The following is a 15,924-nucleotide window of genomic DNA, read 5'->3' as shown; positions in this document are numbered from 1 at the left end:
TCGTAAGAAATGGGCAATATGTGGACTCATGCGGACATACCGGTCGCTTCGAGGTGGCTGTGACGCTCGGTTTGCAGAGGCGATCCCGTATGAAGAGACCAGTCGCGCAACCGCGCGACCTTTACAAAGGCGTCAAGCGCTGGCGAGTAGCGTCGGCCCTGGACCGCAAGAAGCCGGACCTCTCGCCATACCGGGTCACCCTCAATCGGAAGCGCCTTTAGCGAGGGTAAACGGGGCATATGCTCGGGAGCGAGGACTATTCCAAACCCCGCCGCTGCCAAATGTTGCAGGTGCAAGTCCCGGCAGCTTCGATGATTGTGATGCGGCGGCGCGTCGGGAAAGCAGAGACGGCGAAATTTCCGAGCCACGTCACAGTAGGAGCGATTCAGGATAGCGGCTTCGCGAAGCGCTTCGATTCCGATCGCCGGAAGATCGGCAAGTTCATGCGACGGGGCGAGAACCGCGACATAGCGCTCTTCGAACAGCGTCCAATCGTCGATTCTTTCTGGTCTCTCGTCGAGATCACCAACCAAGGCGACATTTACTTCGCCCTCCAGCAGAAGCTCGACAAGGCGGCTTGGCGGCTCTTCTCGAAGCTCGACATGGAGGCCGGGGACGAATTTGCGGATCTCAGCGATGGGCTCGACAACGAGCGAAGCGGAAATGGATGGGGCGAGACCGATCGTTAAGGGAGCTACTTCCTTTTGCTGAAATTCACGCGCTCGGCGTCGAACCGCCTCAGTCGATGCAAGTGCGCGCTCAAGCATGGGCAGCACCGCCTTGCCCAAGTCAGTGAGGTGAGTAAGTTGACGTTCTCGGTAGATGAGCTCGCCCCCAAGTTCCTGCTCCAGCTTTTGCACGCCCTTGGTCAGCGCCGGTTGCGTCACGTTACACATCTCCGCCGCACGCGTGAAATTCATCGTGTTTGCAAGGGCCAGAAAGTACCGAACCTGATGGAGTTCCATTGGTGTTCACCGTCTCCTATTCAAGTCGCTGATGAGGACATGTAATCGCGTTGGCGAAACCGCAGGAAGCATTGGCCGCTCCGCATGCACGAAAATGTGCTTGTGATCAGGGCCAACTCGCATCCCTTGTCGAGGCCCCGCGGCGAGAGTGGGAGAATTTGAGGTGATATTGACAACGCCCCGCGACGCTGCCCTGGTGGAATTGCATGTGTCGTTGACTAGCATCCTGGAAACCTCCACCTTTCGATGCAGTCTTTATTCATGAAAACTTGGCGGTTGGAAACTATACAGTGGTTTGCTTTAACTACCCCTTAGAAAAAGGGGTTATTGCAGTCGCACCACTCCATTGAATTTGGATGGCCGCGTTCGTGGGCGGATCGGATGAGTACTTCTTCCGGTCACACCGGCCTCGGGGGTATCTTCCGGACGGCGTTTTGACGTTCTCAGCCGCGGAATTCTTCCGCATCCGCGACATTAATAGCGACTGTCACTCGCTCGACCAAAGGAGAGCGTCGAACGCTAGCGCTGTCTTGGAAGTCAGACTGGTCACGTCAATCTCTAGATAATCGAGCGGAAATTGCTGCGTACGAAATGCGCCGGATCTTCGCGTGCAAGCACGTCGCCTTGACGTCGCCGAACGCCGTCTGGGATTTCTTGATGATGCCAAGGGCAAAAAAAGCTCGCTGATCGACTCCTTGAGCTTCGCATCACGGACGTGATGTCGCTGGCCCGGAGCGCGTCCCTGCTATCATGATCTCGAGGTTCTCGACATCAGGCGCCGACATTTCCTTCAACATCGATCCCGACGCTGCCGACAAGTTCAAGCCCGACCAAAATATGCTTCCGGATCGCGCAGCCACCTGACGCTTTTCGGATCAGCCGACCCGACATCCAAGGACATCCTCGATACAGGCGATCAGCTGCGCGCTATCGATCGGCTTCTCGATCAATGGGAAATGCTCGCCGAGGCGGCGTGCATCGTTCGCGCGCTCAGGGAAGGCCGTCATGATGATGACGGGCACGACATCTGCCTGGTCGTTCAAGAGGCGCCTCAGCTCGAGGCCGCTGGTCCCGGGCATCTGGAGATCAGAAACGACGCAGTCGAAGCCGTTTGCGCCGGCCACGAGCAGCGCATCAGCGGACTCAAAGGCCGCAGTCCGAATGCCAAACGAGCGCAGCAAGCCGGCTATCGAGGTCCGGACAAGCTCATCGTCGTCGACGATCGCGATGGCGATACTCGCGCTCAAGGGGTTCCTTTCAGGAAGCATGGAAATACGGATTGCAGTTTAACGTCGATGAGAGGCACGACAATCGAACGTGTGTTTGCCTGGCCTATACTGGAGTATGGTCTTGGAGGGTGCCTCGCTCGATCGCTTCCATCATCCTGATGACCTGTGCGAGCGTCTGAGCGCACATCTTGCGCATCGCGCTCCCGCGATGAAGCTTGACCGTTATCTCGCTTAACCCGAGCTCGCTTGCCACTTGCTTATTGAGGAGCCCGGACGAGACCAATTGCAGAACTTCGCGCTCGCGCGATGTCAGCGATTCGTATCGCGCACGGAGGGATTCGAGCTCGCTCTCCAGCTCCTTCAACCGAATATCCTCGAGCAACGCGCATGCGATCGCGTCCATTAGATCCTGGTCGCGGAACGGTTTCGATAGGAAGTCCACCGCACCGGCCTTCATCGCCCGCACCGACATCGGTATGTCTCCATGACCCGTTATAAACAGGATGGGTACGCGCTCTCCGCGCTTGGCGAGTTCGGCTTGAAGGTCGAGCCCACTCACGAGGGGCAGGCGCACGTCCGCAACCAGGCAGCGGACGCCCTCAGGCAGGGGCTTTGACAAGAGTTCGACCGCACTTGCGTAAAGAGCGGACCGATATCCCGCGGATCTGACAAGACCATCGATGGACTTTAGGACCAGCTCATCGTCGTCAACGATGAGTACGATCGGCGCGGCGCTAGAGCTCGGTTGCATGGCGGACGTGTTCGACATTACGCGCAATCTCAGCCCCATCGCTCGCAGGGTTGGTATTCTCGAATTTGCCAATAAAACGGCGTTTTCGACTTAACCTAAGCCTGGAGCGCCGCCTATTGAACATTTGTATAGTTTGAGAAACGAAGGTCTTGGTCATGATGGTCACCACGGACGTCAACTAGGCTCGATCGGAAGCGCGAATCCTACAGTCGCCCCACCGGCCGCATTTGCGCCGGCGAACATCCGGCCACCATGCGATTCGGCGATCGACCGGCAGATCGACAGCCCCATTCCCATGCCGTCGTTTTTCGTTGTGAAGAATGGTTCGAAGATGTTCGCCAGATGCGCCTCATCGATCCCGAGCCCGTCGTCGCTGACACGAAGCGTGACGCAGGCCTCATCCCGCGCGGTTTCGATGGTGATTCGACGTTCGCCCGCATCAGATTTCCTCGGGGCCTGCAGTCCGTTCGCCAGGAGATTGATGACGACCTGCTGAATCTGCACGGGATCCGCGAAAATTGCTGGAAGGTCGTCCGCCAAGTCGAGACTGATCGAACCCCGATGGTGATTGATAAGCGAACGCAGCAGCGGCAAGGTGCTCCTCACCAGGTCGTTCAGGTCGAACTTGGTCGGAGCCGGCTCCTTGCGGGTGAAGATCGCTCGAAGCTGCCGAACGACATCGCTGACGCGTCGGGCACCGACGACGACTCGCTCAATCGCCTCTCTCGCCTCCGCGATGTCTGGTTCGGCGCGATTGAGCCAGCGCAGACATGCCTCGCCGTTGGTGAGGATTCCGGAAAGGGGTTGATTGATCTCGTGCGCGATCGACGCGGTCAACTCCGCCATCGTAGCGATGCGTGTGACGCGAGTAAGTTCAGCCTGGGCGCGATGTATTTCCTGTTCGGCCATCTTCGCTGAGGTGACGTCCATGATGACGCCGACGGCGTTCAGCTCGTCCTCACCCGGCGCCGGCTTGACCAACACTCGCAAGTACTTGATCCGACCGTCGGGGAAGGAAAGTCGGTGCTCGAATTCCACGTCGCTTTCGTTGCGCTTTATGTGTTCAAGCTTGTCCCGAACGAGGTCGATATCGTCGGGATGAACACGCTGGAGATATGGCTCGAACCCTGGCGTCACTTCCCGGTCAAACTCCAGAATCCGGTAGGCTCCGTCCGACCAGTGATGCTCACCGGTCCGAAGGTTTGCGCCAACGCTGCCCGACTTGTTGATTAGCTGGCCTTGGCGGAGAAATGCTTCATTCCGGCGGAGCTGGTGTTCAGCACGCCTTCTGTCCTCGATGTCAAAGGTCGCGCCATACCACTGAACAACATTCCCGTTCTCGTCGCGGCGAGGTGTGGCGATGGAGAGATACCAACGATATCCGGTCTCGGGGGAGCCTGCGCGGAACTCATACATTCCGTCAGCGTCGGTTCCGATGTGGTTGGCCCAGTAGCTTACGATGCCATCGCGATCATCGGGATGAACCGAGTCCTTCCACCCCCCGCCAATGATGGTGGCGAGTGTTTGACCCCAGCGCGCGAGATATCGTTCGTTTGCATAGTCCATCTCGCCGGCCGCCGTCGTGCGCCAAATCATGGTAGGCATGTTTTGGAGCATCATGCGGATGTCTGCCGAATCCGCATCTCGTGCAGCTTCGGAAGCCTTGCGTTCGTTGATCGGAAGCGCGACGAGAGTCTTCGACGAGCAGGGGAGATGGGCGTCGGTGGGCAGGGCGATATTGACTAGAAACCAATGATACTGACCATTTCGGTCCTGAATCCGGATGTCGACCGAGCGCGTGTCCTCTTCCGAGCCGGCGGCATAGCCGAGGGTCTCGCGATCCTCTTCATGCACCGCGTTCAGCCACGCGTCGCCGAGGAGGTCTGCAGGGGCGATTCCAGTGAAGAGCTCCCAGGCGCGATTGAATCTGCGCCCGCCGCAATCGAGATCGATCTCGCAGATCAATGCCGGGACGCTGTCGCACCCAAAGCCGGTATGGGGCGAGTCGCTCCCCAACGCGGATCGCGCCTCACTCATGTCCGATACATCTCTCTCGCGCCAGCCGGCGCAGCGTTGAATCACGTATCATCGCGAATTAACTTCGCAGGCTTGAATGGAAGACACCGTAATTCCGGTGAACTCCCACTCGGGTTGCTTTGAATTTCGATGCCCGCGCGTCGCACTGGTCCGTGATTGGTGTCAAAGCAACCGGCGAGGGTTGCTTCAGCCGAAGCTTCCTTCGAGTACGTTGGCGCGCAAAATAACCACTTCGTCCCAGAGGTGCTAGATCGTGAAAATGAGTTTGAGTTATTCATCCGGATGATGAACGACCCTCAGTGCCTCATATCCGTATCCGCGTCCGGCGCTCGATGTGCCATGTCACTTTGGTATAGATCGAGCGCTAAAGTTTCCGGTGTGATGTAGCCGGTGCTGTGTCAAGGACGACCAATGCGTCGTTCATTGCTGCCGTACTTGGCGGTCCAGTTGTGTTATACTCCTCGTGTGTCGCTGATACAATAAGCCTCGCTATGCGACGCCTTTGATCACAAGCTTCCTTCCGTTGAATTCCACGGCCTCGCCAGCCCGTGCTCCTTCAATTGCCTCGAAAATCGGGGCCATACCCTCTCAAGCTCGGCCGACAAGTCTGCAACACGTCGATGTTGCTCCAGCGTCGCACGAGCCGCATCCTTGTTCTCGTCTGCCTCAGCCATATCGCCTCTCTGAGGATATCGGGACGAAGATAGATCATCTGGTGAGGTAAGAAAGAGCGGGGTTCGCAATGACCGCAATGGGCCGGCAGCGGACACTTGGCTCTGATTGCGCCAGCTTCGTGCACAAAACAACCGCACATTACCTTCATCAATGAAAATTCCTCGCCTTCACCTTCAGGGTATCGATGTGCAGGTCGGGAATGAAGATGCTTCGTCCACCGCCTTCAACCGATCGAAACGCGTTGTCACTTTTCGGTTGGCTTGGTTCGTGATAAATTTAACGCCCCACTTCGATGCCGACCATCTGCTAAGCCACTGATAATCCTAGGAGGAAAGATCATGCGCGATGAGGATGTGACAAAATTCGCTGGAACAATTCGCGGCAGTGTCATTCAACGCGGCGATGCTGAGTATGAAGAGGCCCGCAAGCTTTACAATGGCATGATCGACAAGCACCCATTGATGATTGCTCGCTGCGCTGACGTTGCTGATGTGATTTCTGCGGTGAGTTTTGGTCGAGACAACGAGCTGCTCGTCGCCATCCGCGGTGGCGGCCACAACGGCCCTGGCCTTGGCAGCTGCGATGATGGGTTGGTCATCGATCTATCGACAATGAAAGGTGTGCGCGTCGACCCGTCAACCCGGACTGTGCGGGTTGGCCCCGGCTGTACGTCAGGTGATGTTGACCATGCCACCCATGCCTTTGGGCTCGCTGTCCCCTTCGGCATCGTTTCCACAACCGGGGTCGCGGGGCTGACGCTTGGCGGCGGCTCGGGCTATCTGACGCGGAAGTATGGCCTCACCATTGACAACCTGCTTGAAGCTGACGTGGTTTTGGCCGATGGCAGCTTCATGACAGCGAGTAAGAAGGAGAACCCGGATCTGTTCTGGGCCCTTCGAGGCGGCGGCGGCAATTTTGGGGTGGTGACGAGTTTTCTGTTCCAGGCCCATCCGGTAAAGATGGTATTTGCCGGGCCGATTTTCTGGGACGCCGCGCTCCACGGCAAGGAAATCATGCGTGCGTATCGCGACTTCCTGCCGAAGTCGCCCGAAGAGCTCGGTGTTTTTGTCGGGCTGAAGACGGTGCCGTCGATGGACCCGTTCCCGCGCGAGGCGTGGGGCAAGCGGGCCTGCGCCATAATCTCCAGCTTTAACGGGACCGAAGAGGATGGCAGACGCGCGCTGGCGCCGCTCCTCGACAAGCTTCCGGCGCCCTTCTTCAATTGGATGGGGGTGATGCCGTTCCCGGCTATGCAGGGGTTATTCGACCCGTTTTTTCCGAAGGGCCTGCAATGGTATTGGAAGGGCGATTTCGTGAAGGACCTCCCGGACGCGGCAATCGATACCTACATCTCGGAATCGGCAAAGGCGCCGAGCGAACTATCGCTGATGCATCTCTACCCAATCGATGGCGCCGTTCGCCGTGTCAGAAGTGACGAGACGGCTTGGGGGGCGAGGGATGCCAACTGGTCAATGGTGATCGCGGGGATCGATTCCAATCCGCAGCAGGCAGGGGCCTTGACGCGCTGGGGCCGGGCCTACTGGGAGGCGGTCCACAAATTCAATCCCGGCGGCGCCTATGTCAACTTCATGATGGACGACGAAGGCGAAGCGCGCGTTAAGGCAAGTTATGGCGACAACTACCCGAGGTTAGCTGCGATCAAGAAGAAATACGATCCTGCCAATCTCTTCCGAGTTAACCAAAATATTCGACCAGCCGCCTAAACCAAGACAGACGCTCAGTTGGTCAATCTAGGCTGTAGAAGCGCGACCCTGTTTTCGTGAAACCTACACTTATCGCCGAGATCGAGTATCGCGCCTGGACCTATAACGGGAAGCTGCGGCACGCGTCGTATAAGGGGCTACGGGAGGAGCAGGACGAAGCCGCGATCGACCAATTGATGGACTTTGCCCCCGACGGGTCAGAGCTTTGATTTCTTGCCGCAGTAAGTCGTTGGCGGCGGCAGCGCCTCGTGTGCTTGTGCCAGTGTTTCCAACCAGGCAGCCAAACCTGCGGGAATTTGCTCATTCCCGGCTTCGAGCGCTTCGATCCACGACAGCTCGCATTGGAGCGCCGATGCGATGTTGATCGGCGTCCATCGGATATGAAGAAGGCATTCGGAAAATCGTTCTGGGGTCATGGCTGTAACTGCCAGTGATTTTGAGCTAAGCCACAGTCGCACACAGGCCTGGGGAGTCAATCGTCATCCCAGTTCTCTTTGCCATAAGGGGCGAGCCGAAGCCCCGCTTGTACGCCGGAAGAGCGAATGGCCTTCCATATCTCCGAATACATGAGGGCCGCGGAGGAAGTCGATCCGCGTATCGTTCGCTGGGAGATCATTGAGGACCTGCCTCCGCGAGCGAATTTGGCGTGCGCGGTCTTGATTGCCGCGTTCCGGTCAGACACGCGGGAGAAAGTGTGACCCAAAGTGGGACTGGGCCTTGGTGTTCTATTTTATCGTGAAATATCAACTATATGAGTAAGCACCTGGCGGAAGAGGTGGCCGCCACATGCACGGTTCACGCTCTGTCTCGTCCCGTCTCCTTCGATCACGTCTAAAATAAAATATTACATAGAATCAACCTTGTACTTGTCTTGTCGTTTCAATCCGTGTCAGACTCTATCCCGCGAGCTCATGAAGTTTGGTGGATAAAAGGATGGGCAAAGGTGGATAAAAGGATGGGCAAGTACTGTGATTGAACCAACAGCAAGCAACGTGATTCCGTTCTCCATGTCGGATGGTTCGCCCGATCGTGTTGACTGGTCCCGGTTTGCCGACTGGGACGCGGATCTCGCACGGGATGCTGGCAGCGGAAGGACCCAGCTCGCGCCCGGTCTCATCGCACACAGTTTCATCGAATGGGGGGAGCCTCGTCATATGCTTCCGCATGGCGGCGAAGCCAAAGCAATGGGCAAAGCCCTGTACGCACTGCTGTGCAACAAGCAGCTTTCGTACCAACAGGTGGCCACCCACACCAAACTGCCGGAGGCCCTTCTGTGCGCTTGGCACAACGGGTACATGAGCGAGGGCTGAACTGATGGCACGGGCGATCAACAAGCTGACGGCACGCTTTGTCGACACGGCGATAGAACCGGGCCTCTATGCTGACGGCGGCGGGCTTTATCTGCGGGTGGCTGCCGGCGGGTCAAAGCAGTGGATTCTACGCTACCGGTTTGCAGGGGCGCGCAAGGACATGGGCCTCGGACCAGCTGGCAAGGGGGCGGTGCTGCTGGCGGATGCGCGCATCGCTGCGGAAGATGCCCGGCGACAGATCCGGGCGGGGGGCGATCCCATTGAAGGACGGCGCAAGGAAGCCGCGGAACGCCTGCGGATTGCCGACCCGGCACCAGCGCGGAAGACGTTCGGCGACTGCGCGCGAGCGTTCCTGGCCGTGCACGGGGCGGGCTTCTCTAACAGGAAGCACGGCGATCAATGGCGGATGACGTTGCTTGGACCGGCTAAGACCGCAAGGGCCAAAGGCAGCCGCAAACCGGCACCGGACTATTGCGGCCCGCTTCGCGATAAGCCGGTGCACGAGATCACGACGGAGGACGTTCTGGCCTGCCTGCAACCCCATTGGCAAACGCGGGCTGAAACAGCGGGACGGGTGCGCGGCAGGATCGAACGGGTGCTGGACTTCGCCGCCGTGCAGGGTGACAGGTCCGGAGAGAACCCTGCACGGTGGAAAGGGCATATGTCGCTGCTGCTGCCCCCGCCAAACAAGCTTGTGCGCGGGCATCATGCCGCATTGCCGTATCGTGACATACCGGCGTTCATGGCTAGTCTGCGCGAACGGGCCGGTTTCGCTGCCCGAGCTTTGGAGTTCCTTGTCCTTACTGCCGCCCGTTCCGGCGAAGTCCGGGAAATGGTCTGGTTGGAAGTGGACTTGGATGCCAAGGTGTGGGTCATCCCGGCAGCGCGTATGAAGGCCAAGCGTGAGCATCGCGTGCCGCTGTGCGGCCGCACGGTTGAGTTGCTGACGCTCATGCGCTGGGGTGGCGTAGGTCCGGGACCGCACGATGATCCGGCGCAGCCGCCGCCCGTCGACCCCACCGCGTTCGTCTTCTCCGGCTTAAAGGCGGGCAAAGCGATGTCGGACATGACGCTGACGGCGGTGCTCAAGCGCATGGGGTTAGGAGCGTTCACCGCGCACGGCTTCCGGTCATCATTCCGTGACTGGGCTGGCGACCAAACCGATTTCGCTTGGGAGATCATCGAAGGGGCCTTGGCTCATCAAGTCGCCAATGCGACCGAACGCGCCTACCGTCGGGGCGATGCCATCGAAAAGCGGCGTCGCCTGCTGCAGGCGTGGCAGGGATTCGCCGAATCACATGATTCGGAAAACGTCATCCCGCTACGTGTCTAGCAGCGACGAGTGCAGCCTGTGGAAAGTTGCCTGCCTTGTCAAATGTTTGTCTGCTTTGTCAGAAAATACATGCATGTCATTAATTTATGTTGGTTTTTTGTTGCAAATGTATCGAGTCTGAATGAGCTTGGCTGTGCAGGACGGTTCCTGCACAGCCAAGACAGATCGCGGAGAGCAACATGAACAACGCAGCAAACAGCATTCCTCTCCTCATGAGTACCGAACAAGTTTGCCGGGCGTTGAGGATCAGCGAAACCACGCTTTACCGCATGGTTCGTAAGGGTGAGTTTCCCGCACCGATCAAGCGCTTTGGCCACAACAAGTGGCGCACTTCAGACGTCGAGGCACAACTTCTAGCCAGCTAAAGCCGCAGCACAGCGGGCGGGGCAGAAATGCGCCCTAAACCCAGGATGCCCGGCCGAAGCTACCGGTAGGGCAGGGTAAATCGCCTGAGAAAACGCCGATCGGGCGCGGCACTCACAACACAATCAGGATTTAACATGCCAGCTATCGGGCAGTCAGCCGATGCGGGAACGCCGCATCGCATCGAAATTTCCAATCATTCGCCGTCGGTTGGCGCGCAAGCGCCATCCGTCCCAGCAGAGGCCGTCTTTGCGGACTTGGGCTATGCCCCCGGCGCGGAAGAGGTCGCGCGGCTGATTGAACAGCACTTGGACCAAAGCTTCTTCAAGGCGGTGAAAGCGATCTTGCTGGAGATCGCCGAAGCGGTGCGCGGTGACACCCTGACGCCCGCCGCAGCATACCTGAAGTTGCTGGACGCGCGGAAGCGGGCGGGGGTCTCAGAACGTCAGGTGGCGCTTGCCGCTGATTTGCATGGGACAAGCGGTCTGATTGAGTTTGTCGCGCTGTCTCCGGTTAGACGGATCCTGACGCGGCAGACTGCGCAGGTGCTGGCGGTCGATACAGGCGAAGTAGCCGCGTTTATGGCAAAGTGGGACGGCTGTTACGGGTCATATTTTGGAGTTAACCCGCGCCGCCCGGAACTTGTGGGCCGCAATCATCATGGGAAAAATGAGGATGTGGCGCAGCGCGTTTTTGTTGTTGTCGATCTCGACTTTACGTCTGCACCGCCGAACGACAGTGATTGGTCACGGACCATTCAGGCGCTTCGGGGATTGGACCCCTGCATGGTATTGCACTCGGGCAACGGATATCATGTTTGGTTCCGCATCGCGCCTCAGGCTGGTTCAGATATCGAGGCATCGGGTACGCTGATCGCCGACGTGCTCGCTGCTCTCGGTTCTGATCTGGTGCATGACGCCCGTCGTGTTTTGCGTACCCCGTATTCGATCAACATCCCCAATGCGAGTAAGCGTGCGCGCGGGTGCAAGCTGGCCCTTGCCGTGCCGGTGCTCGGACCGAAGCCCGATGCCAAAACGTGGGACCATGTTAAGCTTTGCGCCGAACTCAAGGAGGTAGCTGTTCGTCTTGGGCTGCCGGGGCGGGCACGCCACAAGAGCAGTTCGGCCTCCGGCGATCCGGCAACAGCCGCAGAAATGCTGGCGCCGCGCGGCGAATTGCTGGAATTGGCGCTCCATTTGCTGCCGAATGGCACACAGGTGTGGCACGATGACCGCGAATTTCAGGTGGACGTCGCGCATATGGTTCGCGGAGCGTCGCTCGGCACGCCGTGGGAAGCGGACGCTCGCAATTGGTTCCTCGAATGGTGCGGTAAGTGGGGCGGCGACGTGGTTCATGATTGCGACCTGTTTGACGGTATCAAATCGCCACGCATGGGGTTTGCCGCGCTGGTCGGGCTTCTGTTTAGGGAAAATGACGGCGGATACGCGCAGATTGACCCTCTTCTGGACGGTTTCCGGGCAGCGTGCGCCAAGGAAGCATTTGCTGGGGTCGAGATTAGACAAGACCTGGATCGAGTGATCGAACGTGCTGCCGCGAGTGCCTCAAGGGTGGAAGAAGAAAAGAAAGGCAATAGCAAGGGCAAAAAGAAAGACCCACCAGCACATGAGGAAGCATTCACCCTTATCCGGAGTGCTGGTGCGGAGATTTTCCGCAGCCCTGCCGGTCGAACGTGGGTAAAGCTGGCAGGGGGACTTCATTGTATCGACGGGGGCGACGGCTTCGACGCTGTTCGTGGTTGGCTGTCGCGGGAGCGCGGGTGCGATCTTATCGGCACGGCCGCCAACAATTTCAAGGACTTCCTGCGCGCGAGAGCGTACGCGGCTCCCGTACAGGACGTGTTCTTCCGCCAATGGCAGAATGATGATCCGGCCCGCCCGGTGCTGACCTTGAACCTCATGGACAGGGATGGAAAAGTGGTATTGGTCGACGGCGCGGGCTGGCGGATTATTCCCGCGTCCACCGCCCCGGCGCACATGGCGAACCGCAGCAAAGCGAAGCCGTTGCCGCGGCCCGTCCGTGCCAATGACGGCGTGACTTTCTTCGAGCGCCTTGGGCGGCATATCCGCCTCGCGCCGGTGAGTGATCGGAATGATCCTAACGATGAGGGCGTGAAGCAGCGGGCCATTTATACCATGCTGTTCCTTGCGCAACTGTTCAGGCCTGGGACGGTGCCGCATATCTTACTTGCAGGGCTGCAGGGGTCCGGAAAGACGTCCGCCGCGCGCAGGATCAAGGCGCTGGTGGACCCGGATGCGGCACCGGTGCTGACGTCTCTGCCCTCCGACGAACTGTCCCTCTTTGCGTTTGCTGCAGAACAGACGCTGCTTGTCCTCGACAACCTGTCCAACATCGCACGGCATTCGGATGCGTTTTGCGCGCTGGCCACGGACGCGGGCTATGTAACGCGCAGGCTCTATTCGGACGCCGACAGGGCGATCCACACGGCCCGGACCAGCCTCGTCTTCACGTCGGTCAAGGAAGAGCTCGTTAAGCGCGCGGACCTGATGAGCCGCACCTACACTCTGCGTGTGCCCCCGGTCGGCAAGCGCCGGTCGGAAGCCAATCTGAACGCGGAATGGGAGCGCGATCTGCCGCACCTGTTGGCGGATCTTCTGGACATGGCCGTGCTGGCGCTGCAGCGGTATCCCAATCTCCTGCGCGCCGAGGAAGCTGGACTGCTGCCGAGCACGCCACGCGCAGTTGATGCAGCGCTTGTCGCCGAAGCGGCGTCCTGGGCGTCTGGCTGGCCGTTGGGACTGTGCCTCGAAGCGCTGAACGCAAACTGCATCGAAGCCAATGAGCGGCACTTGGAGGAAGATCCAGTAGCGTACCGCGTTCGGGAACTCGTTCGGCAACAGGGGGTGGGGGCGACCTGGGAAGGAACAACATCCGCTCTGTACGACAAGCTGCGGTATATGACGGGGCCAAGCTTTGGACGGATCGACACTATTCCGCAATTCACAGCAGCGTTGGACCGGGCCGCAGGGCCACTGCGCGAAACATGGTGCATTGAGGTTTCATTTCGCCGGACGAAGAACGAGCGCTTGCGAATCATTCGCTCGCTTGCGGACGTGGACGCAGTGCCCCCGTCAGCAATGGCGCAGCAGGGGTGATGCGGCGACGGTGGTAGATGTGACAGGGCGGTGATGTTCACCTGTCACCATAAAGACGAACAGAAACAATGCATTATGACGATGGTGACGGGGTGACGAGATCTTTGGGGTTTCTTGCATTTCATGCAACGGCTCGCATCGCACAGCTGGTGCACCCATCGCCAACGGGCCTCTCTCTCTCTCTCTCTCTCTCTCTTGTCTTAAAAGAGAAAAACCCCCGTCACCCTCGTCACCCCTCCCATAGGTCTTTGAAAAACAAGACTAAAAAGGTGACGCGAGGATCGTCACCCCCGCGTCATCCGCGTCGCCCTGTGCTGGAGCGTACCTGCAAGAACCGCACCCTTTAGCACAGACACAGGGCGAATGCTGGACGAGTCCTGACAATCAACAGCCCCGAACCACCAAGCACTATGAGGAACTGAAAATGACGAACTCGATGGAATCCTTCGCCCAAACCGATACCCGACGCCGCGAGCACTGTGCCCGGCGCCTAAATCGGAAAGGACAAAACCATGACTATTAGCACGCCGACTATCCGCGAGGACGTTTACAGTTGCCCCCGCGAACGCCAGTCACCCGCCGTGCGCTTTTGGTACCGCATCGCTGATGACGCCTGGCGGACGCTTTGTGCGCAACACGGCAGGGCCACAGTTGTCCGTGCTTTGCGCGGCAAGGATGCACGCAAGTACTTGCAAGGGCAGGTGGAACACGCAAAGCATCCGGAAGCCAAGCGCGCTGCCCTCAGCGACATTTCGGAGGCGGCCATCCTCTTTTATGCCGTGCGTACACCGCAGGGGACCGAAACGCTTGCCTCATTCCCTTCGATCGACCCGCCGAAGGCATGGAAGGATTTGCTGAAGCGCAACCCCGACGAGGCACTTTTCCATGTCGTTCAGGATATGCTGCAGCGGGGAGATTTGGCGCAGGCAAGGAGCGTCGTGCTGCCGGCGGGCTATGTGCTTGTGGAGGTGAACGGACAGGGGCTTCTGATGGCGGTAACGCAAGGGGTTGGTTAGCCGCCTTTATAGCAACTTCCTGACGAGCGCCCACCAGCGTTCCGTGGCGGCGCGGTCTTCGGGCCGCGCCAACATATCGCGCAGCGCATACAGCACCGTCATCCGGTCGCGCTCCGATTCGCAGCGGATGTAGAGCCGCTGCAGCATGTCGCGGTGCCGGTAAGCCAGAAGCACTAGTTCTTCGCCCTCCGCCGCAGTCGGTTCCGTCTTGCGCGGCCGTCCGCGCCGCAGCGCCGTTGGCGGCCTCATGACCGAAGGCCGCTTTGGCCGATCAATCTGCTGACGCTTGGATGTCGCGACCGGCTGTTCTGCGCGCCAGAATCCGGATGTTTGATCCCCAAGTCCGTCCCCCAGGCCTGCCCCGAACTCTTCCACGGCATTCATCCCCATTTCATCATTACTATCGACAGCGGCCAAACTGGACTTGGACGCGGGCACGTTGTCTTGCATGAACGCAGCCGGTGCCGCGGAAGGGGCCGGACCTGCCATCTGACAGCGTTCCATCAGTTCCCCGGTGACAAGACGCTGCCAGGAATCATCGGCACGGCGGTCGATTTGCAAACGCCGGAAACGCCAACGCAGCCAATCGGCCACTGCCGGTGCTAACTGCTCGACGCTGCATCCGTGCTCCCGGATGGAATCGCGAAACGCCACCTCATGCGCACCAAGGTTAATCGTGCTGCCCCTTGCCCAAGCGTTCTTTCGCCACGTTTCTCGCTGCCGATTTACCGCTCGCTTGGCTTCCGCTTTGAGCCATACTTCTGCAGATAGTTTGCCCGCCATGAATTGTTGGCGCTGTCGCTCACGATATCGCCGAGCGAGCACCGGACCGCAATGCATGATGCATCGGCCATTGCCGTCGCTGACAGGGAGCCGTTTGCAGAGTTTGCCGGACTTTGTGCGCGCGCTGCAGTTGATTGCAGCATCCCCGCCGCGCTGGGTTCCCCGTGCCGCGATGGCAAACTGCACGCGGTGCTCTTCAGTGAAAAACACATCCAATCCAGTCTAGTGTTGGCTGAGGCTCGGAGATTAGTTCATTCTCGGCAATCGAACTATAGTTTGATAGCTTTTCCCCAGAGAGCATAACGGCTTTACCATCCATGGGATAAAATTCATTGCACTGATGGGCTTTCCCTCGCGACCATGGCTCTCCGGCGAACTGGGACGGCACCGGAGGAGATCACAGACACAAGGAATATCTCCCCACTCGTTTCGAATGCCACCAAGCCGATTGATCGCGCGATGTCAGCGTTGCGCCATGAGCAGTAACCGATGCATTACCGCGCACAACTGCTTTCGATCCGAAGCGGACATTGTCCCTGATGCGGGCATCGCTACCGATGGACGACTTTTGCCGACTTCTCTCCCGAGACTCGGCAAACGGCCA

General features: G+C 58.9%; 12 protein-coding genes and 1 pseudogene. 7 read left to right on the top strand and 6 right to left on the bottom strand.

Annotated features, from left to right (window positions below):
• Window positions 1-26 precede the first annotated feature (26 nt).
• The 4 genes from ACPYOJ_RS05095 to ACPYOJ_RS05080 all read right to left on the bottom strand — a co-directional run bounded on the left by ACPYOJ_RS05095 (window position 27) and on the right by ACPYOJ_RS05080 (window position 4,982).
• Window positions 27-965, bottom strand: a complete 939-nt coding sequence (locus ACPYOJ_RS05095) for a LysR family transcriptional regulator (RefSeq protein ID WP_481415267.1) — start codon at window positions 963-965, stop codon at window positions 27-29.
• An 875-nt stretch (window positions 966-1,840) separates the two neighbouring features.
• Window positions 1,841-2,212 (bottom strand): response regulator transcription factor, encoded by a 372-nt coding sequence (locus tag ACPYOJ_RS05090; RefSeq protein WP_481415266.1) that lies wholly within the window; start codon window positions 2,210-2,212, stop codon window positions 1,841-1,843.
• Between the two features lie 85 nt (window positions 2,213-2,297).
• Complete coding sequence (locus tag ACPYOJ_RS05085) at window positions 2,298-2,945, bottom strand: response regulator transcription factor (protein WP_481415290.1); 648 nt, start codon at window positions 2,943-2,945, stop codon at window positions 2,298-2,300.
• A 174-nt stretch (window positions 2,946-3,119) separates the two neighbouring features.
• Complete coding sequence (locus ACPYOJ_RS05080) at window positions 3,120-4,982, bottom strand: PAS domain-containing sensor histidine kinase (RefSeq protein ID WP_481415265.1); 1,863 nt, start codon at window positions 4,980-4,982, stop codon at window positions 3,120-3,122.
• Window positions 4,983-5,995: 1,013 nt separating this feature from the next.
• Here ACPYOJ_RS05080 and ACPYOJ_RS05075 point away from each other — a divergent pair.
• The gene (locus ACPYOJ_RS05075; RefSeq protein WP_481415264.1) at window positions 5,996-7,381 is read left to right on the top strand and encodes an FAD-binding oxidoreductase; all 1,386 of its coding nucleotides are present in this window, start codon (window positions 5,996-5,998) and stop codon (window positions 7,379-7,381) included.
• 38 nt (window positions 7,382-7,419) lie between these two features.
• Window positions 7,420-7,590: pseudogene (locus tag ACPYOJ_RS05070) on the top strand (ATP dependent DNA ligase); the annotation flags it as partial.
• Here the strand turns inward: ACPYOJ_RS05070 and ACPYOJ_RS05065 are convergent.
• The gene (locus ACPYOJ_RS05065) at window positions 7,579-7,797 is read right to left on the bottom strand and encodes a hypothetical protein (RefSeq protein ID WP_168833668.1); all 219 of its coding nucleotides are present in this window, start codon (window positions 7,795-7,797) and stop codon (window positions 7,579-7,581) included. The pseudogene ACPYOJ_RS05070 and the gene ACPYOJ_RS05065 overlap by 12 nt on opposite strands.
• 552 nt (window positions 7,798-8,349) lie before the next feature.
• Between ACPYOJ_RS05065 and ACPYOJ_RS05060 the strand changes: the two genes are divergently transcribed.
• The 5 genes from ACPYOJ_RS05060 (at window position 8,350) to ACPYOJ_RS05040 (ending at window position 14,537) form a co-directional block, all read left to right on the top strand.
• Window positions 8,350-8,691 carry a hypothetical protein gene (locus ACPYOJ_RS05060; protein ID WP_481415263.1) on the top strand — a complete coding sequence of 114 codons (342 nt, stop codon included), beginning with the start codon at window positions 8,350-8,352 and terminating at the stop codon, window positions 8,689-8,691.
• A gap of 4 nt (window positions 8,692-8,695) precedes the next feature.
• Window positions 8,696-10,024: a tyrosine-type recombinase/integrase gene (locus tag ACPYOJ_RS05055; RefSeq protein WP_481415262.1), complete on the top strand. Its 1,329-nt coding sequence runs from the start codon at window positions 8,696-8,698 to the stop codon at window positions 10,022-10,024.
• Between the two features lie 179 nt (window positions 10,025-10,203).
• Entirely contained in the window at window positions 10,204-10,389 is a 186-nt protein-coding gene (locus ACPYOJ_RS05050; RefSeq protein ID WP_481415261.1) for a helix-turn-helix transcriptional regulator, read from the top strand.
• 135 nt (window positions 10,390-10,524) lie between these two features.
• On the top strand, window positions 10,525-13,521 hold the full coding sequence (locus tag ACPYOJ_RS05045; protein ID WP_481415260.1) for a hypothetical protein: 2,997 nt from the start codon (window positions 10,525-10,527) through the stop codon (window positions 13,519-13,521).
• Between the two features lie 512 nt (window positions 13,522-14,033).
• Window positions 14,034-14,537, top strand: a complete 504-nt coding sequence (locus ACPYOJ_RS05040) for a hypothetical protein (RefSeq protein ID WP_481415259.1) — start codon at window positions 14,034-14,036, stop codon at window positions 14,535-14,537.
• Between the two features lie 6 nt (window positions 14,538-14,543).
• Here the strand turns inward: ACPYOJ_RS05040 and ACPYOJ_RS05035 are convergent, their stop codons facing one another.
• Window positions 14,544-15,506, bottom strand: a complete 963-nt coding sequence (locus tag ACPYOJ_RS05035) for a hypothetical protein (protein ID WP_481415258.1) — start codon at window positions 15,504-15,506, stop codon at window positions 14,544-14,546.
• Between the last annotated feature and the right edge of the window lie 418 nt (window positions 15,507-15,924).

The sequence above is a fragment of the Rhizobium sp. SVR5-9E genome (assembly GCF_056755095.1).
The sequence above is the reverse complement of the archived record's forward strand: the minus strand, read 5'-3'. Positions and strand labels throughout refer to the sequence as shown.

What these genes read in the sequence shown, in the direction of transcription:
- ACPYOJ_RS05050 (WP_481415261.1), top strand. Translation starts at nt 10,204, where the DNA reads ATGAACAACGCAGCAAACAGCATTCCTCTCCTCATGAGTACCGAACAA.
- ACPYOJ_RS05085 (WP_481415290.1), bottom strand. Translation starts at nt 2,945, where the DNA reads ATGCAACCGAGCTCTAGCGCCGCGCCGATCGTACTCATCGTTGACGAC.
- ACPYOJ_RS05095 (WP_481415267.1), bottom strand. Translation starts at nt 965, where the DNA reads ATGGAACTCCATCAGGTTCGGTACTTTCTGGCCCTTGCAAACACGATG.
- ACPYOJ_RS05065 (WP_168833668.1), bottom strand. Translation starts at nt 7,797, where the DNA reads ATGACCCCAGAACGATTTTCCGAATGCCTTCTTCATATCCGATGGACG.
- ACPYOJ_RS05045 (WP_481415260.1), top strand. Translation starts at nt 10,525, where the DNA reads ATGCCAGCTATCGGGCAGTCAGCCGATGCGGGAACGCCGCATCGCATC.
- ACPYOJ_RS05075 (WP_481415264.1), top strand. Translation starts at nt 5,996, where the DNA reads ATGCGCGATGAGGATGTGACAAAATTCGCTGGAACAATTCGCGGCAGT.
- ACPYOJ_RS05040 (WP_481415259.1), top strand. Translation starts at nt 14,034, where the DNA reads ATGACTATTAGCACGCCGACTATCCGCGAGGACGTTTACAGTTGCCCC.
- ACPYOJ_RS05055 (WP_481415262.1), top strand. Translation starts at nt 8,696, where the DNA reads ATGGCACGGGCGATCAACAAGCTGACGGCACGCTTTGTCGACACGGCG.
- ACPYOJ_RS05080 (WP_481415265.1), bottom strand. Translation starts at nt 4,982, where the DNA reads ATGAGTGAGGCGCGATCCGCGTTGGGGAGCGACTCGCCCCATACCGGC.